Below are 20,729 nucleotides of genomic sequence, written 5' to 3'. Positions count from 1 at the left end.
TAGAATTGAACAAATGTTTTTATGAAAAATAATTGTTCATAACCTTAGTCAACGGGTGGCGATAAAACCATCACCGGGATCACGTTTTATGAAGAAATGATTTTTTGTAAGTAATCTGTTCATTGTTGGCGTTGAACTGTGGCTATAATCACAGTTATTCCCCTCGACAAAATGAACAATTGTGTTTGATATGTGTAAATGTTCAATGTGAAGCGAAATGATGATGACGAATGAAAGCGGGATACTGGAAGGTGGGATGTGCGAAGAGGAGCAGGTGGCGCGCATCGCTTGGTTCTATTATCACGATGGCTTGACGCAGAGCGAGATCAGCGAGCGTCTGGGGTTAACACGGTTAAAGGTCTCCCGTCTGCTGGAAAAGGGGCATCAAAGCGGCATCATTCGTGTCCAGATCAACTCCCGCTTCGCCGGTTGTCTCGAGTATGAGGATGCGTTGCGCCAGCGTTTCGCGCTACAACGCGTGCGCGTTTTGCCCGCATTACCTGGCGCGGAGACGCGTGGGCGTTTAGGTATCGGGGCGGCGCATATGTTGATGGAGACGCTGCAACCGCAACAATTGTTAGCGGTGGGGTTTGGCGAAGCGACCATGAATACCTTGAAGCGGTTGAGTGGTTTTATTTCTGCTCGCCAGATCCGCCTCGTGACACTTTCCGGTGGCGTTGGCCCCTACATGACGGGGATCGGGCAGTTGGATGCCGCCTGTAGCGTCAGCATCATTCCGGCGCCCTTGCGGGCCTCCTCTGCGGCGATCGCGCGGACGCTGCATAACGAAAACAGTGTGAAAGATGTCATGTTGACAGCGCAAGCGGCTGATGCCGCGGTCGTCGGCATCGGCGCCATCAATCAGAAGGAACAGGCGACGATCCTGCGTGCCGGTTATATCACTGCCGGAGAGCAACTGCTGATTGGCCGCCAATCCGCCGTGGGCGATATCTTAGGCTATTTCTTTGATAATGAAGGAAAGATTATTGCCAATATGCCCATTCATGATGAGCTGATCGGATTGAGTCTGGCAGCGCTCTCGACCATCCCACAGGTGATCGGGGTCGCCGGCGGTGTCGATAAAGCCGAGGCGATCATGGCGGCAATGAAAGGGGGATATATCAATGGGTTGGTTACGGATCAGGAGACCGCCGCCCGCATATTGGCCTTAGCGGCATAACCGAAGTCCTCGTGATAGACATCGGCGTGTGGGGTCGCCTACCGCCGGTAGCGCGAGATGTTGAGTGAATAAGCGGGAGATGTAGTGCAGTGAACTGACTTTAATCATAAGCCGAGGATGAACATGATGGCGCGATGTGGAACCGAGACGGAAGCGAGAGGCTACCTGATGGCGCTGGATGCAGGCACCGGTAGCATCAGGGCAGTCATTTTTGATCGCCAGGGTAATCAAGTCGCCGTGGGGCAGGCCGAATGGCGTCATCTGGCGCTGCCTGATGTGCCCGGATCGATGGAGTTCGATCTGGCGCATAATTGGCAATTGGCTTGTCAGTGTATACGCCAGGCGCTTCATGTCGCGGGACTGGCACCCCAGGCGATCATCGCGATCGCCGCGTGTTCAATGCGTGAGGGCATCGTGATTTATGACGCGCAAGGGGAGGCCATCTGGGCTTGTGCCAACGTCGATGCGCGTGCCGCGCACGAGGTCAGTGAACTCAAGGAGTTGCACGATAATAGCTTTGAAAGCGAGGTCTATCACTGCTCCGGACAAACGCTGGCATTGAGCGCCATTCCTCGCCTGCTATGGCTGGCCCATCATCGTGGCGATATCTACCGCCGTGCCTCGACGATCACGATGATCAGCGACTGGCTGGCCTATATGCTGAGTGGCGAACTGGCCGTCGACCCTTCGAACGCTGGGACGACGGGGTTATTGGATCTGCAAACGCGCGATTGGCAGCCGAGCCTGTTGCAGATGGCCGGGCTCCGCGCCGATATTTTGTCGCCGGTGCGGGAAAGTGGCACGCCATTAGGCGGTGTCACGGTGTCAGCCGCCGCACAGTGCGGTCTACGACCGGGCACCCCGGTGATCGTCGGCGGCGGCGATGTGCAACTCGGTTGCCTCGGTCTGGGCGTTGTACGTCCCGCGCAGACAGCGGTGCTCGGGGGAACCTTCTGGCAGCAAGTGGTTAATATGCCGCAGCCGCTGATCGATCCCAATATGAATGTTCGTATCAATCCTCATGTGATCCCCGGCATGGTGCAGAGTGAATCCATCAGCTTTTTTACCGGGCTGACAATGCGTTGGTTTCGCGATGCTTTCTGTGCCGAAGAAAAATTGATTGCCGAGCGTTTGGGCGTGGATGCTTATACATTGCTGGAGGAGATGGCCTGCCGCGTGCCCGCCGGCGCCTATGGTGTTATGCCGATTTTCTCCGATGTGATGCGTTTTAAGCGCTGGTATCACGCGGCGCCCTCTTTTATTAATCTGAGTATCGATGCGGAAAAATGTAATAAAGCGACCCTATTTCGGGCGTTAGAGGAGAATGCCGCCATCGTCTCCGCCTGTAATCTACAGCAAATCGCCGATTTCTCTGGGGTACGGGCCGAGGCATTGGTCTTTGCCGGTGGGGGGGCGAAAGGGCGGCTTTGGAGCCAGATTTTGGCGGATGTCACCGGCTTGCCGGTGCGTGTTCCGGTGGTGAAAGAAGCGACCGCCTTAGGCTGCGCCATTGCCGCCGGGGTCGGTGCAGGGGTCTACCCCTCACTGGCAGAGACTGGGGAGGCGTTGGTGCGCTGGGAGCGTGAGCATCAACCCAATGCACAGCATTACGCGCTCTACCAGCAGGCGTGCCAGACCTGGCAGGCTATCTATCGAGATCAGCGCGGGCTGGTGGATGAGGGGCTCACTACCTCGTTGTGGAAAGCACCAGGGTTGTGAACGGCGAGAGGAGACGGATGATGCAGAAGAGTAACGAGCAGTGCCATGAGTACCGTTTCGGCGATAGCGGGCCCAAATACCTGATCCGTGGCCCACAGTGCGATATGGGTGTGGTCATGTTACAACCAGGGCAGTCTTTTCCCAACCATCGCCATCAGGCATCGTGTGAGATTTTTTATACCCTCAGCGGCGAGGTCTGCCTCTATTTGGAAGGAGAGCCCCATCTGTTGCGCCCCGGCGATGTGTTGCAGTGTGAGCCGGGCGAGGCCCACTTCTTGGTGAACCGGGGGGATCAACCGTGGAAGGGGGTGTTTATCAAGTCGCCACATCGTCTCAACGATAGCCATCCCGCCGAGCCGCCCGCCTGGTGAGACGCGCGACGGCGTCGCATGAGCTCTACCCACGCTTGGCGTGGGTATGGCTCGGACAGGCGTTAATCCGCTCCCATTCCGGTGTGGCCTGGTTTAACCGCAGGGAGCCCATTTTTCGCGGCTCGGTCGTCGGCTATTTCCCGGCAGGTGTCGGGTAATGCCATCCGCTCTTCATGAGGTGACTCCTCTGGTTATACAAAATGAAGCGAATGATGGCCGGTTTTACGCAATGCAGGGGCGTAACTCTTTATGGGTAATTGAGTGGTGCGGCGCGTTAAGCGCGGCGCATGGGCCGAAGTCATATCGTAAAAAAATTTATCTGGCTCGTTTAATATCGATTTAGATTTATCTCAGAATACTCCTGATTCATGCACATTTTTTGTCACTCGATTTGCATTGAAATAAATCTACTTTCTATAATCGCCGCTCTTTTTAATACCACGGCGGCAGGCCGTGGATGGGTTTTATTTACCTCTGCGAGAATCTATTTATCATGCAACGCCACTATAAGAATACTGCTGTTGTCGCCTTGGTCGCGGCCTGTCTGCTGCTGTCCGGTTGTGGGGCGATGACGACCGCCATCAAAAAACGCAATTTGGAGGTAAAGACCCAGATGAGCGAGACGATTTGGCTGGAGCCGTCCAACCAGAAAACCGTTTATCTTCAGGTGAAAAATACCTCCGATAAACCCTTGAGCGATTTACAGGCGCGTATTGCGCAGGCGATTCAGGCCAAGGGATATCAGTTGGTAAGTAATCCCGATAGCGCCTATTACTGGGTGCAGGCCAACGTACTGCGCGCCGATCGTATGGATCTGCGTGAGGCGCAGGGGCTGTTAAATCAAGGCTACCAGGGAGCCGCAATGGGCGCGGCCTTGGGCGCGGGGGTAGCGGCCTATAATACCTCCTCCGCAGGGGCGACCCTGGGGGTTGGCTTAGCGGCGGGGTTGATCGGTTTGGCGGCGGATGCGATGGTTGAAGACGTCAACTACACCATGGTGACGGACGTGCAGATCGCCGAGCGCACGACGGCCAAGGTTCAGACCGACAACGTGGCGGCGCTGCGTCAGGGCACCTCCGGCGCGAAGATCCAGACCAGCCGTCTGCAAGGCGGTAATCAGCAACGTTATCAGACGCGTATCGTCTCTAGCGCCAACCAGGTTAACCTGAAGTTTGACCAAGCCGAGCCGGTGCTCGAAGCGCAGTTGGCGAATTCCATCGCCGCTATTCTGTAAGTGTTGTTGTCTGTTAGCGGGGGCGTGTAATAACACAACGCCCCGCCGTTGGCGGCGGGGCGTGATGTTTTCTCTCGTGGTGCGCTGAGTTAGGCGCGCAGTTCCATCATATCGATCCATTGCGGCAAGGGGACGATGGCGCCGGGACGGTAACAGAGTTGAAGCGACCCTAGCAGTTGCGCCAGTTGGCTCTGTACCACCGGGAGGTTTTCCCGCACATGCGGCACCACCAGAATATGTTGGTCGAACCAGCACTGTTGGTTTTCGGCAAAGCCGCGATTAAAGTCATGTAGCCACGCTTCGATAATGTGTGGGTTACGCCGTAAGACCTGGCTTACTTGCTCACGGGTTTCGCTGACCGGGAATACCAAGGTACGCATAAGATTGAGGGCGTCATCGCGATCCACCACCCTCAGCACGATGGCCGATGCGGCATCGCTAGCCTGTTGGCTATTTATTTCGGGGGCTGTTAGCGTTGCGGACTGAACCATGGGAACTCTCCTTGAGAATATGAAGATACTGGTCTGATGACGCTGTGCGTCATTGGTCTGCTAACAAGATTAGCGCATCCTTTATAGGGTTACCTCTGCTTATATCACATTGGTGTCATGGCGTTTCCGTGGTGCGAGGTTGGCAAGGGCGCGCGCTATTCTCAGCGGGGCGGTTAGGCCTCATTAGCAGGATAGCGAGAGGTTCTTATTTTACTGTATTGATAGGGAAAACGGCGTCGCTAAAAATAATACGCCAGTAGATTTAGCGCGCCATGCGCTATGGCGTAGCAGCAATAAGTCAAATTAGAGATTATTCATTATTTGAACGCAATCCATTGCTTGAGGATGACTCTCCGGCGCTGTTTGATATATACGCGGAGGGATGCGCTGGAAATTATCAATTTGATTAGATTTATGTTGATTTATATTACAAATAAAGATTAACCTTAAAAAAGATTAGCAAGGATTAACTTTACGCTGCTTTTTTAGCCATGAGCGCCGAGGAAAGATAACGATAATTCCACCGACTGATTGCGATAGCCCGGGGGATAAGATGAGTAAGGCTTTCATTTGTAGACTGCTAGGGATGACGCTCTGGGGCGTAACAAGCAGTGTGGGGGCGAGCTCTCACTGGGATCTGACACCGACCGATGAGTCGCGCCGCGCATTACAAAACAGTACGCGGGAATGGAATACGTTGCTGGAGCAGCAGGCGCTGCAACGCCTCGCCAAACCAAAGCAGACCGCTCCACCCGCCTTCGCGGCGGATCAATTACGAGACGTCGACGCTTGCCTGCCGATCAGCGGGGTCTATTTAACCGGGATTAGTCTGCTGTCTTTACGCGATCTCGCCGCATTGGACGCCTTGCCGATGCAGTGCATCCGTAGCCGTGATGTTAACCGGCTCGCCAAGCAACTCACCGCCTTGTACCTGGATAAAGGCTATATCACGGCGCGGGTACAGTTCCTGCGTCCCAATGCACGCGGCGAGCTAGGCGTGCGGGTGACCGAGGGCTATATCGAGCGTATCGAGGGGGGGGATTGGGGAGTAAATCGGCGTTGGCTGTTCCCTGGCCTGAGCGGCAAGCCGCTGCGCTTACGCGATCTGGATCAGGGATTGGATCAGGCTAACCGCCTGCGCTCGAACCACGTCAGCATGGATATCCTACCCGGTGAGCACATCGGCGGCTCGGTTATTCGCCTGTATAACCGGCGCACTCGTCCCTGGCAGGTGAATGTCTCGCTGGATAACGCCGGTCAGCAGGGCACCGGCGAGTGGCTGGCGCACGGTAGTGCGACGCTGGATAGTCCCTTGGGACTATCCGATTTCGCCAGCTTGAGCGTCTCTTCGACGCTAGCCCAACCCGCGACGCGTTACAGCCGAAGCTACCTGCTTTTTTATTCATTGCCTTACGGTGCGCTGACCTTCAGCGGATTCGCCAGCTTTTCGCATTATCTGCTGTATCAGCCGTTGCTGCATACCCGCATTCGTTTAGACGGGCACTCCAGTCAATATGGCCTGCGTGTCGATCGGGTGATGCAACGTAGCCAGCGGCAAATCAACACGCTGGGCGTCCAACTGAGCGCGAAGCGTATCCGTAACTATCTACAAGATGACCTATTGCAGGTCAGCAGCCCGACGCTGAGCGTGGCGGAGTTCGGCATCAACCATCTGCATGTCTTGCCGAATGGCGTGGCGACGGCAAATCTCAGTCTGGAGCGAGGGCTGCGCTTGTTGGGCGCCGATCGTGGGCGCTTACGTACCGGCGCCGAGGCGCAGTACACCAAGCTGAAGTTGGCGGCCTCCTGGACTCAGCGTTTCGCCTTGTGTGCCGCGGACTACCGCTTCACGAGCCAATGGTACGGGCAATACAGTCGGGACGCGTTGCCGGGCGTCGAATGGATTAGCCTGACGGAGCGCAGTGCGGTGCGTGGGTTTAAGCGCGGCACCCTGTCGGCGGATAACGGCTGGTATTGGCAGAACACCCTGTCACGTCCGTTAACCTGGCGTGCGTTGACCCTGACGCCGCGCATTGGCGTGGATGTCGGCCGGGTACGCGCCAATACCGGTCATCAGGGATGGCAGAGTGGCGTCGGCGCCGTGGCGGGCGTGACGCTGGCGGTGACGTCCGCGCAGCTTGACATTGAGGTCGGGCGCGCGCGGGCGCTTTCTAATAACTATTTCCCGGGTCAATCGACCCAATTACTGACGCAATTTTCCTATTCCTTTTAACCCCTTTTCGGCGTCGCAGGGCACCGATATGAGGTAACCTCTATGGCACATCAACATTTTAAACTCTCTTCGGCGGGACGTTTGGCGACCATTATCGCCATCGCTTTCGCCGCCGGTAGCAGTTTCGCTACGGGTATCGTCGCGGACGGCGGGGCATTGGGGCCGGGGGTGGCGACTGCGCCGAACGGTGCCCAGGTGGTCAATATCGTTAAACCGACGGATCAGGGGCTCTCCCATAACCAGTATCAGGACTTTAACGTTAATCGCCCCGGTGCGGTGTTCAATAACGCGCTGAACGCCGGCCAGTCACAACTGGCCGGGCAACTGGCCGCCAACCCGAACCTGCACGGGCACAGCGCCAGCGTGATCCTTAACGAGGTGATCAGCCGTAACCCCTCACTGTTGCTCGGACAGCAGGAGGTATTTGGCATGGCGGCGGACTATGTCTTAGCCAACCCCAACGGGATTACCTGCGATGGCTGTGGTTTTATCAATACCACCCGCTCCTCGCTGGTCGTGGGTAATCCCTTGATCGAAGGGGGGATGTTACGTGCCTATTCTACCTTGAATAATCACAATCTGTTGCAAGTCGGGGCGGCGGGGGGGAGCAGTGACAGCGTGCTGGATCTGGTCGCGCCGCGAATTGAGAGCAACGGCACCGTACGTGCCGGGGCTATCAACGCCATCAGCGGTAACAACCGGGTGACGCGCGATCTGAGCCAGATCACGGCGACGCCCAACGAGATGGCGTTGGACAGCTACTACCTGGGCAGCATGCAGGCCGGGCGGATCCGCATTATTAATACCGCCGAGGGCAGCGGCGTGAAACTGGCAGGGCGTCTCCAAGCGGAGAAGGCCATTTCGGTCGAGGCCAAGGATCGCCTGGCGCTACAGTCGGCTCAGTTGCTGGGCGGCGATGTGGCATTACACGCGAAGACGTTGCGCGCCGAAGGGACCCTCACGCAGCGCGATACGCACAGCAGCGGCAAGGACAACTATCAGAATTACCGTGGTGGAATTGACGTGCGTGATCGCCAGCAGGAGCAGGGGTACCGACGTACGGTGATCAGCGGTAAAAACTTGACGCTGTTGGCCGCAGATAGCAACCATCTGACCGCCACCGATCTGCGTGGTGACGAGGTGACGATCCAGGGCGGGGAGGTCGTGCTGGACGGCCAGCTCCTGACCCAGCACCAGGAGCTGCGTGATAATCGCTGGTTTTACTCCTGGCAACACGATGAGACCCGGCGTAGCAGCCAACAACAGGCACAGACCGGCCGCATCGAGGCACGCCACCATGTCACGATCAGCGCCACGCGTGGCGATTTACGTCTGGAGGGCGGCGAGGTGAACGCCGGACAGGATCTGCGCCTCCAGGCGCAGGGCGACATCGCATTACGCGGCGTACGTGAGCACGATGAAAGCCAACTGACGGGCTATAAGCGTAACGAGGGCGCCAGCCTGAACAGCGGCCATTGGCAGCAGAACAGTAGTGAAGAGCGCTTACGTCAGGTCACTCTGCGTGCCGGCCATGATGCGGGGGTGCAGGCGCAGGGCAACCTGAACGCGCAGGCGGCACAGATCCGAGCCGTTAACGATGTCGGGATCGCGGCGGCGGGTAAGGTGACGCTGGCGGCGCAGAATGTCGCGCATCGTAAGAGTGAGATCGATAACCATACCTACTGGGGCGGTATCGGTGGCGGCGGAGAGCGAGACGCCCATCGCCGCCAGCAGCGTAGCCATGCCAGTGAGATCGAGAGCGGCGGTACGCTGACGATCAGCGGCGATCAGGGGGTGACGATCAGCGGCAGCCGCGCCCAGGGAGGACGCGGTGGCGTGGTACAAGCGCGCCAAGGGAACGTGGTGATCGATCGGGTGGTGAATACGACGCACGAGCAGGACAACCACCGGCGCGGCGGTGCCTTCAACATCACCACCGCCTCCTCGCAGCGTCAGGAGAGCCATGAGCAGTTGCGCGGGAGCCAGCTGGCATCGCAGGTGAATCTCCAAATACAAAGCGCGGGCGATATTCAGCTACAGGGTAGCCAGGTGGTGGGAGGCGGACACCTGGACCTGAATGCAGGGGGACGCGTCGATGTCAAGGCGGCGGCGGGCGTCGATAGCCGTGACGAACAGCGCACCTCGCTGCATGCCAGCGCTTACGCCAAAAAACAGGGTGACAAGCAGTACCGCGTCGGCCTGGGACTCGAACATACGGCCCAGCAGGAGACGAGCCAGAGCGTGACCCAGCGAGGCAGTCAAGTTCAGGGCGGCAGCGTGACGGTGACGGCGGGCGAAGATGTGCAATTTACCGGTTCACGGCTACAGGCTAACACGGGTGATGCCCAGATCCGGGGCAAGAACGTGGCGTTTTTGAGCGCCGAAGATAGCCAGCAGAGCCATAGTCAGACGCAGACGGCGGGCGGCGGCCTCTATTATACCGCCGGGATAGATAAGGCGGGTGGCGGCTACGAGGGGCACTATAGCGCTAGCGATACCCAGCGTAGCCAGGCACGAGCGCAGGGCAGCAGCAGTGAGGTTAAGGGAAACTTGACCATCAGCGCGCAGGGGACGCTGACTCAGCAAGGCGCGCGTCATCAGGTGGGAGGGCGCTATCGCGAGCAGGCCAACCAAGTAGCGCACCTGGAGGCTCAAGATCGCGCCAGCAGCCGCAGTCAAAGCACACGCGTCGATGCCGAGGTGGGCGCCAACGTGAACTATAGCGCGCTAACCCGTCCGCTAGCCGGTGCGGCGCAGAAGGCGGGGCAGCTAGATGCCAATGGCGTCATCGATGAGGTGGGTAAGGTGGGCAAACCGAACCTGGGGCTGGATATCGCCGCCAACGGGGGGACGCAGAGGGAAAGCCGTAGTGAGAGCCGCGCCAAGACGACTCAGATTCAGGCCGGCGCCATCGAAGTCGCGGCGCGCGATACGCTCCATGATCGCGGCACACAATACCGCGCCGAGACGGGGGGCATGACGTTGCAGGCGGCTAGCCATCGCTTCGAGGCGGCGAGCGATAGCCGCCGCCTCCAGCAGGAAGAGGTCAAAGGGGGGGCTAACCTACGGGTTTATACCACCACCGGTAAGGATATCGGTGTAGCCGCCAACGGCCAAGGGGAGAAGCGTAGCCGTGAGGAGCAGCACTCCCAGGCCCAGAGCGGGGCGATCCAGGCGCAATCGGGCATCGACATTCGTCTGAGCCAGGCGGGGAATTATCAGGGGACGGTGTTGGATGGCGGCCAAGGTAAGACGCAGATCCACAGTGGCGGCGATTTGTCTATCACGCAGGCCACGGATAGCCACTGCACTCGTCACCAAGGCTTCGACGCCCATGCGCGCGCCAGCGGCGACATGAATAGCGGCAGCGCGGCGTTGGGCGGCGGGCAGGATAATGGCCAGCAGAGCAACACGCAGGCACATGGCGCCTCGATCCGTGCCGGCGGTGGCGTCACCCTGGCGAGCGGCGGTACGCTGACCCTACAGGGCGCTCAGGTAGACAGTCAGGGGGATGTCACCCTGCGAGCGGCGGATCGTTTAGATCTGCGTCAGGCCGACGCGCAGCGTCAACAGCAGGGCAGCGTGTGGTCGGGTGCGCTGAGTGGCGGTGGCGGTCGCAGCAGCAGCGGCGACAGTAAGAGCCGGCACGGTAACCTGGGGGGCAAGGCTAGCGTGACGATGCAGCATGAACAGCAGAGCACGGCGCAGGGCGGGCGCATCAGTGGGGCACATGTCACCCTGAGCGCCGATGGCGCGGATAGTGATGCGTTGCACCTGCAAGGCAGCCAGGTCAAGGGCGAGGCGGTGACACTGCGTGCCTCGCAGGGCGGTATCGTGCTTGAATCGGCCAGGGATAGCCAGGAGAAAAATAACTGGGGCTTTGAGGCGACCGGGAGTCTATCCGCCCGCCAGAGCGAGAATAAGGATGGGCAGGGACAAACCGATCCGGCGACACGTCAGCAGCGCCATACCCTGAATAGCGGGCTGAAGGTTAACGTGGATCAGCAAGATCAGACGACGCAACACAACACGCAGATCCAGGCCGGGCAGGTGACCTTGTCTAGCCACGATGATACGCGACTGGCTGGTGCGCGTATCGAGGGCGAGCGCATCACGGGCCAGATCGGCGGTGATCTGCATCTGGAGAGCCGTCAGGACAGCGAGCACGCCAGCCAAGTCAACGCTGGGTTGACTTTCGGGCATAGCAACGATGAGGAGGCGAGCAAGACGGCGAAGCTGTCGAAGATCGCCACGCCACATCTGGCGCAGAAGGTGCAGGATAAGCTGGAAGGGGCTATCGATCGGGCCAGTGACAAGGTGACGGAGGGCTATAACCGTGTGGTACGTCGCGTGGACACGCGCCAGGACACCCGTGGTAGCGTCAGTTTCAATAAGGCCAACGAGCGGGTGACTCTGCCGGAGACGTTGAGCGGTGAGAAGCCGAAAGGTGCGCTTTGGGATCGGGCGGCGCGTAGCGTCGGCAATGGGGTGAAGTCCTCGCTGATCGGTGCGCCGGGCGCCCAGGGGAATCTGCATGTCGACGGCAAGCGGGTGGACAATCAGGCGGTCGCGCAGCAGTCCGCGCTCTCGGGGCGGCAAGGGGTTGATCTACAGATCGGCGGCGATACCCACCTGACCGGCGCGTTGATCGAGAGCTCGGAGGGAGAGCTCAACCTGAATGGGAGCCGCGTGGTGCAGCAGGATCTGGTCGGGCACCGTTATCAGGGCAGTGGTCAGGGCGAGGTGCCATTGAGTGTCGGCGGGCTGACTGGGGTGGTGAATAAGCTGGTGACGAAGGGGGCGCTGCCGCTGAGTGTCTCGCTCGACAGCCGTCAGGCCGACAGCCACAGCGCGCTGCGTAGTAAACCCTAAACGCCAGCATCGCGACTCGACGACGGCGGCCGCTAGGCCGCCGTTTTTGATTGCCCCGACCCGCGTCTGTTGGCGGGGCTCGCAACGGGCTTGGTCGGATGGCGAGCGCCCCAGCACAGGGGGCGTGAGCGCCAGCGGCTTTTTACGCTGAGGTGGCGCTAACCCGCCAGGGCGCGTAGCTGGCCGCGCAGGCTAGCGTGTAACGTGGCGAACAGCAGCCAGAGCAGCAGCAGGGAAACGCCGGCCAGCAGCACCAGCGCGATAGCATGGCTTACGGGATGGGGGTGATGCGTGGCGTAACGCAGGGCGCTCCCTACGCTAGAGGCCAGCGGAAAGCCAACCGCCCACCATGACAGCCGGAAGGGACAGGTACGCGCGAGTGTTCGGAGGCGTAACATCAACACACTCAGCATAAACAGCATCAGCATGTACAAGGCGTCGGCGACGTGATCCCATTGGCCGAAGGTGGTGGCATAGGCGGAGACGCCGACAGAGAAGGGCGCCAGCAGGATCAGCAACGACGGCTGGAGAGGGGGGGCTAACGGGGCTTCAAACATCAGGCGGGCGAGGATCAGGGTAAACAGCGGCACGGCAAAGAAGAGCCCGACGGCCAGGGCGAACAGCATGAGCTGCGTATAGCCCTCCAGATGCAGGGCGGGCATGGCTAAGGGCAGATCGATCAACCCGACGACCGGAACCATCCAAGCCGGGGTCGCATGCGCCGTCTGCTGGCGTTGGGCGATCCAGCGTGTCAGGCGATACCAGGCAAACCACAGCATGCCGCCGGCGCCGATGACCCAGAGTATCCGTGCCCAGATGAGACTGTAGTCGACCACGATCAGCGGCAATAACAACAGGCTGATCAAGGGGGTGGCGAACAGGTTGCCGGCGATCGGATGGCGAAATTCGGCCAAGACGGCGGCCGGACCGCTGATGGCTTTGATCAGGTAGGCCACACTCAAGACGGCGAAGATGAGCAGGGCCAGCAAACCGATGACCTGGGCCGGCCAGCGTGGAAAACCATATAGTTGGCCAGCCAGTTGCCAGGCGGCGGCCAGTCCAGCCATCCCCATCACACTGCCGAATAGCGCAATGGGGAGGTAATCCAGCTGGCTGCGCCGCATGGTGGTGATCGGTGCGCCCAGTGCGCGCAGGGTCTCGTCTGTCTTGGCCATCATGCACTCCAGCATCATTATGATTGTGGGCATCCCGCCTGTCGCCGCGTGTGAGTCAGGCGCGCGGCAGGCAGCGGCCGAGCGGCGAGGGGGAGGTTCGATAGTCCTCATAATGCGGATTATTTCGCCTGTTTGCCAATAAATACACTGCTGAGAGCAACCGCACGGCCAACCTACCGCTGCTCCTGGGCGTCGCGGCGGGCGAGCGGGGGCCTTGCCTCTGAGTAACCGTGCGAGTCAATGATCAGCGGCGGCCGCTCCGTCGCCTAACCTCATTGCCAGTGGGGCTTCTCGCGCCAGGCTTGTGCCGCACGCACAGCGCGACACGCCGTCTCTGCTTCGCGTCCTGCTCGCGGGGAGTTGCGACTATTTTTTCGGCACTTTTGGCATTTTGTATTGGTATCCGGGGTTTTCATTACAAATAACATCGGCTGAATTATTTTTTTTACACTTGTTGACGCTATGCCGTGCCGCTTTTGTTAAGAATAGTCGCGCCGAATGCGGCACCCGCCGTTGCATAACTCTCAACTTAAATTATGAGGCCGTGTTTTGAATACAGCAGCCAAGATCCCGCTGGCCCTCCTGCTTTTGGCCGGCACCGCCCAGGCGCAGAGCGCTTTTCCGCTGGTTCCGCCCCATATCGATGCCGCCTCTTGGGTATTGATGGATGCCCAGACCGGACAGATCCTGGCACAGGGGAATCCCGACGCCCGGCGTAATCCCGCCAGCCTCACTAAGCTGATGACCAATTATGTGGTAGAGCGTGCGTTGGATCAGGGGCGGATCGGGTTGCGCGATCAGGTGCCGATCGGTAACGATGCCTGGGCGACGCGTAATCCCAGCTTTAAGGGGTCTTCGCTGATGTTTTTGAAGCCGGGCGATAAGGCCAGCGTGAGCGATCTGATCCGCGGGATCATCATCGATTCGGGTAACGATGCCTGTGTCGCCTTGGCCGACTATGTCAGTGGCGATCAGGCGGACTTCGTCCGTCAGATGAATGGCTATGTGCAGCAGTTGCACCTACAAAACACCCATTTCGAGACGGTGCATGGCCTGGACGCGCCGGGTCAGTACAGCAGCGCGCGCGATCTGGCGCTGCTGGCGCGGGCCATCATCACCCATGAACAGCCCTACTATCACTTCTACGCGGAAAAGAGCCTGAGTTGGAACGGGGTGACACAGAATAACCGCAACGGCTTGTTGTGGGATCAGGATCTGCATGTCGACGGCATGAAGACCGGTCATACCGCCAGCGCTGGCTTTAATCTGGTCGCTTCCAGCATCGACGCACGTGGTCAGCGCCTGATCGCCGTGGTGATGGGCGCCGATAGCAGCCGCGGACGCGAGGTTCAGGCCAAGAAACTGTTGCAGTGGGGCGAGCGTAATTTCGAGACGGTTCAACTGGTGGCGCGCGATCGGGCGATCACGCGCCAGCAGGTCTGGTATGGTCAGCAGAAGACGGTCGCGCTGGGTAATCCGCAGAACATCTACTACACCTTACCCAAGGGCGAACTGCGTGATGTCAAAGTCGACTACACCCTCAACCAGGATTATCTCGAGGCGCCGTTGGCACGCGGCCAGGTGGTCGGCCGCGTGAACTACCTGTATGACGGGAAGCGCATCGGCAGCTATGCGTTGCGTACCCTGACGCCGGTCGCGGAGGCCGGCTGGTTCTCGCGTTTAGAAGATTATATTGCGATCAAGATAGGCTAAGCGCCACCGCCGCCAAACCGGCGCGGTGGGAAGCTTCTGCGTTTGGTTGGCATGGCGTATGGTTGCCGCTGTTACGCCCGGATTGTCCTTGCTGGCGATGACGCAAACAGGCTAGTCTGACGTCACCCCGCGTGCCGGGCCAGTATTCGTTTAATCAGGAGTGTCACGATGGATATCATTTCCACGGCGTTATCCCGTTATTCCACCAAGGCGTTCGACGCCGAGAAAAGAATCAGCAGTGCGGATCTCGACCGCGTTAAGGCGTTGCTGCGTTTGAGTCCCTCCAGCACCAACTCTCAGCCCTGGCATTTTATTCTGGCCGGCAGTGCCGAGGGGAAGGCACGCATCGCTCGGGCGACGGCGGGGGTTTATGCCTTTAACCAGCATAAAATTCATGACGCCTCACATGTCGTGGCGTTCTGCGCCAAGACCGATATCGACGAAGCCTACCTGCAACATCTATTGCACCAAGAGCAGGCCGATGGCCGTTTCGCCAATCCGCAGGCGATGGAGACGCAGCATAAGGGGCGCGCCTATTTCGCCTATATGCACCGAGACCAGTTACAGGATGCCGGGCAGTGGATGGCTAAGCAGGTTTACCTCAACGTGGGTAACTTCCTGCTCGGGGTGGCCGCGTTGGGGCTTGATGCGGTACCGATCGAAGGGTTCGACAGCGCGCTGCTCGATGCCGAGTTTGATTTGCCGCGCCAGGGATTGACCAGTGTGGTGCTGGTAGCGCTGGGGTATCGCCGTGCGGACGACTTTAATGCCGCCCTGCCCAAGTCGCGTCTGCCGCTGTCCGAGATTTTGACCGAATGCTGATGTCCTGAGCGGTGAGCAAAGCGGGCTACGTCTTCCTGCGGGGGACGTAGCCGTTAGCGCGCTGCGTCTTGCTGCTCTGCCCGTTACGCCCGCGCGGCGTTGCGGGATACCCGCCCCAACGGCCGCCGTGCCGCGTGCTGTAAGCCTGAGATGACGTTTTAGCCCCTGTGTTTTTTGACTGCCGAACCCCGGGCATGGCGGGACAGGCGCGCGCAATCGCGTTATAACGATAACACCAATCCTCCCGCCGCTGGCGGCGGGGGCGGAGCCTTCAGTAAGGGGAAGATTAATGAACGTTATCGCCATTCCGGGCAAAGTGCCCGCCACCCAAGCCTGGATCACCCAGGTCGCCGAGTCGCTGCATCTGCCTACGCTGACGTTACAGGTACACCGTTTCACCGCCTGGCAACAGCCGCAGGCGGCATTCGATCTCCAGGCGGAGCTGACGCATATGCCGCAGGGGCAGTATGATCTGCTACTGTCCAAATCCATCGGCACACTGGCCTGCGTATTGACGCCGGCGCTACAGGCGCGGCGCATGGTATTTATCGGTGTGGCGCTGTCCCTCTATAACGCCCAGCAGCGCCAGGCATTGCAGGCGTTGGCCGAGCGACAGCCGCTGTTGATCATCCAGCAGGAGGCAGATCCGTTCGGCAGCTATCAGGCGCTGGCACAGCTGATGGGCGACCGTGCGCAGTGTCGCTGCGTGGCGGGCGACGATCACCTGTACAACGATGTGGCTGAGCTCGGCCAGATCATCCGTACCTGGTTGGCCGAGGGCTAAGCGCTACAACGCTTGAGCGGTTGCGCGCTTATCGGGCGCGCCACTCTCCGCACACGTAACGGAGTGCGCTATACTGGCGCGCACCATAGGCGAGACGAGGGAGAGTGGCGAAGATGGAGCGGGGAGGCGATGGACAGGCGCATAATATTGAAACCAAATGGCTGTATGACTTTTTGATGCTGGAGGCGTGCCGCAATTTCTCGCAGGCCGCCTTGCGGCGTAACGTCTCGCAGTCAGCCTTTAGCCGCCGTATCCAGGCATTAGAGCAGGCCTGCGGTGTGGTATTGTTCGATCGCGCCGTGGCGCCGCTGCAACTGACGGCACAGGGTAAGATCTTCCACTCGCAGGTGCGTAACCTGTTGCAACAGATGGAAAGCAACCTCGCGGAGTTACGCTCCGGTGGCGATCCGGCGCAGCAACGCATCACCATCGCGGCGGCGCACTCACTCTCCCTGGGGTTGTTGCCTTCATTGGTGAAGACCTTGCCGGCGCAGTTTAGCTATACCGTCGAGGCGATCGACGTCGATCGGGCGGTCGATACCCTGCGTGAGGGGAAGAGCGATTTTATCTTCTGCTACCACGACGATAACCTGTTGCAGACCCCGTTTGCCCATATTCATCTTTTCTCTTCGCAGCTCTTTCCGGTCTGCGCCGCCGATGCGCACGGCGCCCCATTGTACCGTCTGGATCAGGCCGATGCGCCATTGCTTAACTACAACGCCAACTCTTACATGGGGCGTCAGGTGAACCGCCTCTTGGCGCGTCACCCCGCCTTGGCCTTCCGTACGGTCTTTGTCTCCTCGATGAGTGAGTTGTTGAAGCAGGTGGCGCTGGATGGTTCGGGGATCGCCTGGCTACCGGGCTACGGTATCCGTCAGGAGTTGGCGCAGGGACGCTTGGTGGCGCTCGATGAGCATGCCCTGCTGATTCCCATCGACGCTTACGCTTATCGTCTGGATACGCGCATGAGCCAAAGCGTGGAGCGTTTCTGGCAGGCGTTGCGCCAACAGTTTACGCCTCAGGAGGGGTAACACCCCTGCCGTATGGCAGGGGCGGTGCCGAGTGGACGGCGGAGGGGATTAGACCACCAGCGGGGCGATGAGGAAGCCGAAGGCGACACCGGCGACGATGCCGCCCAGTCCCGGTAGCATGAAGGGATGATTCAGGATGTATTTACCGACGCGGGTGGTGCCGGTGGTGTCAAACTCCATCGCCGCCAGCGAGGTCGGGTAAGTCGGCAGGACGAAGACACCAGTCACGGCGACGTAGGAAGCCAGGATGGCCCAGGTCGGCATGTCGAGCGCGACGGCCAGCGGGATGATTAACGGTGTGGTGGCCCCCTGCGAGTAGAGCAGGGCACAGGTGAGGAATAGCACCAACGCTAGCAGCATCGGATAGGCGCGTAGGACGTCGCCGGCGATGAACTTGATTTGATCCATGTGGGCATCGACGAAGGTGGTGCCCAGCGTCACGATACCCAGGATCACCGCCAGTGAACTCATCCCGGAACGGAAGGTTGGGGTTATGACGATGGCGTCGCCATTGGTCTTACAGAATGGCACCATCAGGCAGGTGCAAGAGAGCATGCAGATGATGATGATGTCACGGGTTCCCATCGGTTTGCCGATGTCGAAGCCCGGGCGCAATTGCGGGAAGGCGGCCAAGATCACGATGGCGACCGTCGCCAACAGGAACAGGACGACCGAGCGCTTGGCTTGCGGGGTGTCGACGTTTTGTTTCTCCTGATACTTGCGTACCAATCCTTTCTGGAGGCGCTCCAGGTATACCTCGTCGTCTTGCAATTCGCAGCCTTGGCGTGAGGCGATCAGCGCGGCCACCATGGCGGCGACGAATGAGGCGGGTAAGCAGACGGCCATCACCTGGATGAAGGTGACGCCATTGCCTTCCATGATAGTCAACATGGCGGCCATGGCGGCACTGATTGGCGAGCCGGAGATGGCGATCTGGGAGGCGACGACGGAGCCTGCCAGGGTGCGTGAGGGGCGAATGCCGGAGTCTTTCGCCACTTCGGCGATCACCGGCAGGGTCGAGAAGACGATGAAGCCGGTGCCGGCCATAATGGTCATCGACCAGGTGATGATCGGAGCGATGATATTGATATATTTAGGATTACGGCGCATGAACGTCCCGGCGAGCCGCACCAGATAGTCCATCCCGCCCGCGGCTTGGAGCGCCGAGGCAGCGACCACCACGGTCATGATGATCAGGATGACGTCAACCGGGGCCGAACCGATGGGCAGGCCGAAGCCGAGGGTCAGGATCGCCAATCCCAAACCGCCGCATAAGCCGATGCCGATCCCGCCCATGCGGATCCCGAAGAAGATGGCGCCAAGCACCACGATGATTTCCAGCCATACCATAAAAGGCCTCCAGAGGCAGTCAATTGCCATTAAACGACACAAAGCGAGAAGAAACGGGTCGGCGCCGCCGACGCCGGATGCGTTATTGCGTCAGCAGAAGCTCCCTGCCTACGCGTTGTTCGTACCAGCGGATGCCGGCACGGACCAGGGCCCCGGTCGATTCGATGTAACGCGTCGGTTGCGCCTGCATCGCCTCGGCCAGGATCACCGGCACCTCGGTGCACCCCAGTACGATCAGTTGGGCGCCGCGCGCGAACAGCGCGGCCGCCTGCTGCTCCATCATGGCGCGGGCGCGCGCCGCGTCGCCCGCCTTCAGGGCGTAAATACTGGCCATCACCTGCTCTTGTCCCGGCTTATCGGGGCGGATACAGCACAGGCCCCGCGCCTCGATGGCCTGCTGATACAGCCCCATGTACAACGTGGCATCGGTCGCCAGCAGACCAATCTGCTGCTGACCGCTGGCACAGACCTCTTCCAGCGTCGCCTCCACGATGTTGAGCAGTTCGACATGACACGATTGACGCAGCTCCTTGAACCAGAAGTGAGCGGTATTGCAGGGGATGACGATGCACTCGGCCCCCGCTTGCTCCAGGCGTTGCAAGTAGTCACACATCTCCGGTAAGGGCGAGCGGCCCGACTGCATCAACGCGGCCGTACGATCCGGGATATCCGGTATCGAGGAGATCAGCAGCGGAATATGCTGCTGATCGCTGCGCGCGTTGCTAAAGGTGATGAATTTATTGAAGAGATCTGCGGTGGCGGCCGGTCCCATGCCGCCCAATACACCAATTAACCCTTTCACCTTGGTTCCCCCGGGTTGGCTAAGTATGTTGCTTAGGCTGTCTGTTGAATCGTCACGGTGCGCTGCGGCACCTTGCTATTCAGTGTCGACGGAGTGATGAGGGATCGGAAATGCAATAATGCGATAGATAATGCGTAAAATGCATAATTTGGTGTGAGTGGATTTGGCGGTTTGATGAGGTTGTCAGTAATGATGCTATTTTGAAAGGGTTTTATTGTCTAAGGGATAGAGCGCAGCAATGCGCAGAATAGTTTGATAATGCAAATCATGCATAAGTTAGCTGGTCTTGTCCCGCGTATGTTCGCCGTGAACCCGGGCGAGCCGCGCCGCCCATCGTCAGGGAACAGGGAATAAAATCATGCTGATGCGTAACAGGATGAATGAATTGCATTGTGCTAGGGGAGCTTTTACACTCAACAACGACCTATTCACCATCCTTATCCTTATCGAGGAATCTGTCATGGATATTAAAATCAGTATCGCCGATGCCAGCATTGCGCCGTTGTCGCCACATCAGTATCAGGCTTATGTCGCAGAGCTAGAGGCGCGGGTGAAAGAGGTCTATCCGGAGAGCCAGGTATTGATCGTGCATGACTGCGGCGAGACTACCTTTAGCGCCAGTGGTTTCCGCGATAACGACGAAGTTCGCATCGTACTGCATGAGTTACAGCAAGATGTCCGGCAAAATGGTCATTGGCGGACTCAGTCATAATCACTCACGCGTTGGGAGCGGCGCTGTGCTAGCGCTCTTGACGCAGTGTAGCCGCGAGTCGTGGCATGTCTACCGCCGCTCGCCTCGCGGTTATTTCCTCTTATCCCGCTGATTAGTCTCTTTTTTCCTGTTGTTGCCGAGTTAACTCTGCTGCCTTGCTGCCTTGCTGCCTTGCTGCCTTGCTGCCTTGCTGCCTTGCTGCCTTGCTGCCTTGCTGCCTTGCTGCCCTGCTGCCCTGCT

15 protein-coding genes are annotated in these 20,729 nt (G+C 59.3%); 11 read left to right on the top strand and 4 right to left on the bottom strand.

Annotated features, from left to right (window positions below; genetic code table 11):
• Window positions 1-220: 220 nt before the first annotated feature.
• The 4 genes from lsrR (at window position 221) to traT (ending at window position 4,504) form a co-directional block, all read left to right on the top strand.
• Window positions 221-1,180 carry a transcriptional regulator LsrR gene (lsrR, locus tag EHO01S_RS06065; RefSeq protein ID WP_370447918.1) on the top strand — a complete coding sequence of 320 codons (960 nt, stop codon included), beginning with the start codon at window positions 221-223 and terminating at the stop codon, window positions 1,178-1,180.
• Between the two features lie 126 nt (window positions 1,181-1,306).
• Window positions 1,307-2,899 (top strand): autoinducer-2 kinase, encoded by a 1,593-nt coding sequence (lsrK, locus tag EHO01S_RS06060; RefSeq protein WP_024523115.1) that lies wholly within the window; start codon window positions 1,307-1,309, stop codon window positions 2,897-2,899.
• Between the two features lie 20 nt (window positions 2,900-2,919).
• Window positions 2,920-3,270, top strand: a complete 351-nt coding sequence (locus EHO01S_RS06055) for a cupin domain-containing protein (RefSeq protein WP_024523114.1) — start codon at window positions 2,920-2,922, stop codon at window positions 3,268-3,270.
• A 493-nt stretch (window positions 3,271-3,763) separates the two neighbouring features.
• Window positions 3,764-4,504: a complement resistance protein TraT gene (traT, locus tag EHO01S_RS06050; protein WP_024523113.1), complete on the top strand. Its 741-nt coding sequence runs from the start codon at window positions 3,764-3,766 to the stop codon at window positions 4,502-4,504.
• Between the two features lie 89 nt (window positions 4,505-4,593).
• Here traT and EHO01S_RS06045 read toward each other — a convergent pair whose 3' ends face one another.
• Window positions 4,594-4,995 carry a hypothetical protein gene (locus EHO01S_RS06045; protein WP_024523112.1) on the bottom strand — a complete coding sequence of 134 codons (402 nt, stop codon included), beginning with the start codon at window positions 4,993-4,995 and terminating at the stop codon, window positions 4,594-4,596.
• Between the two features lie 553 nt (window positions 4,996-5,548).
• Between EHO01S_RS06045 and EHO01S_RS06040 the strand changes: the two genes are divergently transcribed.
• Both EHO01S_RS06040 and EHO01S_RS06035 read left to right on the top strand, forming a co-directional pair.
• Window positions 5,549-7,228, top strand: coding sequence for a ShlB/FhaC/HecB family hemolysin secretion/activation protein (locus EHO01S_RS06040; RefSeq protein ID WP_024523111.1), 1,680 nt, complete (start codon window positions 5,549-5,551; stop codon window positions 7,226-7,228).
• Between the two features lie 42 nt (window positions 7,229-7,270).
• Entirely contained in the window at window positions 7,271-12,100 is a 4,830-nt protein-coding gene (locus EHO01S_RS06035) for a hemagglutinin repeat-containing protein (protein WP_024523110.1), read from the top strand.
• A 158-nt stretch (window positions 12,101-12,258) separates the two neighbouring features.
• On the opposite strand, the gene EHO01S_RS06030 is transcribed toward EHO01S_RS06035, so the two are convergent.
• Window positions 12,259-13,275: an SLAC1 anion channel family protein gene (locus EHO01S_RS06030; protein WP_024523109.1), complete on the bottom strand. Its 1,017-nt coding sequence runs from the start codon at window positions 13,273-13,275 to the stop codon at window positions 12,259-12,261.
• A 549-nt stretch (window positions 13,276-13,824) separates the two neighbouring features.
• Between EHO01S_RS06030 and EHO01S_RS06025 the strand changes: the two genes are divergently transcribed.
• The 4 genes from EHO01S_RS06025 (at window position 13,825) to hypT (ending at window position 17,625) form a co-directional block, all read left to right on the top strand.
• Window positions 13,825-14,988, top strand: a complete 1,164-nt coding sequence (locus EHO01S_RS06025) for a serine hydrolase (protein ID WP_024523108.1) — start codon at window positions 13,825-13,827, stop codon at window positions 14,986-14,988.
• A gap of 168 nt (window positions 14,989-15,156) precedes the next feature.
• On the top strand, window positions 15,157-15,810 hold the full coding sequence (gene nfsB, locus EHO01S_RS06020; protein ID WP_024523107.1) for an oxygen-insensitive NAD(P)H nitroreductase: 654 nt from the start codon (window positions 15,157-15,159) through the stop codon (window positions 15,808-15,810).
• Between the two features lie 289 nt (window positions 15,811-16,099).
• The gene (locus EHO01S_RS06015) at window positions 16,100-16,594 is read left to right on the top strand and encodes a hypothetical protein (RefSeq protein ID WP_024523106.1); all 495 of its coding nucleotides are present in this window, start codon (window positions 16,100-16,102) and stop codon (window positions 16,592-16,594) included.
• A 113-nt stretch (window positions 16,595-16,707) separates the two neighbouring features.
• Window positions 16,708-17,625, top strand: coding sequence for a hypochlorite stress DNA-binding transcriptional regulator HypT (gene hypT / locus EHO01S_RS06010; protein WP_024523105.1), 918 nt, complete (start codon window positions 16,708-16,710; stop codon window positions 17,623-17,625).
• Between the two features lie 48 nt (window positions 17,626-17,673).
• On the opposite strand, the gene EHO01S_RS06005 is transcribed toward hypT, so the two are convergent.
• Complete coding sequence (locus EHO01S_RS06005) at window positions 17,674-18,975, bottom strand: anaerobic C4-dicarboxylate transporter (protein WP_024523104.1); 1,302 nt, start codon at window positions 18,973-18,975, stop codon at window positions 17,674-17,676.
• An 82-nt stretch (window positions 18,976-19,057) separates the two neighbouring features.
• Window positions 19,058-19,777 (bottom strand): cysteate racemase, encoded by a 720-nt coding sequence (cuyB, locus tag EHO01S_RS06000; RefSeq protein ID WP_024523103.1) that lies wholly within the window; start codon window positions 19,775-19,777, stop codon window positions 19,058-19,060.
• Window positions 19,778-20,237: 460 nt separating this feature from the next.
• On the opposite strand from cuyB, the gene EHO01S_RS05995 reads away from it, so the two are divergent.
• On the top strand, window positions 20,238-20,489 hold the full coding sequence (locus EHO01S_RS05995; RefSeq protein ID WP_024523102.1) for a DinI-like family protein: 252 nt from the start codon (window positions 20,238-20,240) through the stop codon (window positions 20,487-20,489).
• The last annotated feature ends 240 nt before the right edge of the window (window positions 20,490-20,729 follow it).

Origin of the sequence: Edwardsiella hoshinae NBRC 105699 = ATCC 33379 (assembly GCF_000474215.1) — a bacterium.
GTDB classification, from domain to species: Bacteria; Pseudomonadota; Gammaproteobacteria; order Enterobacterales; family Enterobacteriaceae; genus Edwardsiella; species Edwardsiella hoshinae.
This window is presented reverse-complemented; position numbering and strand designations above follow the sequence as displayed.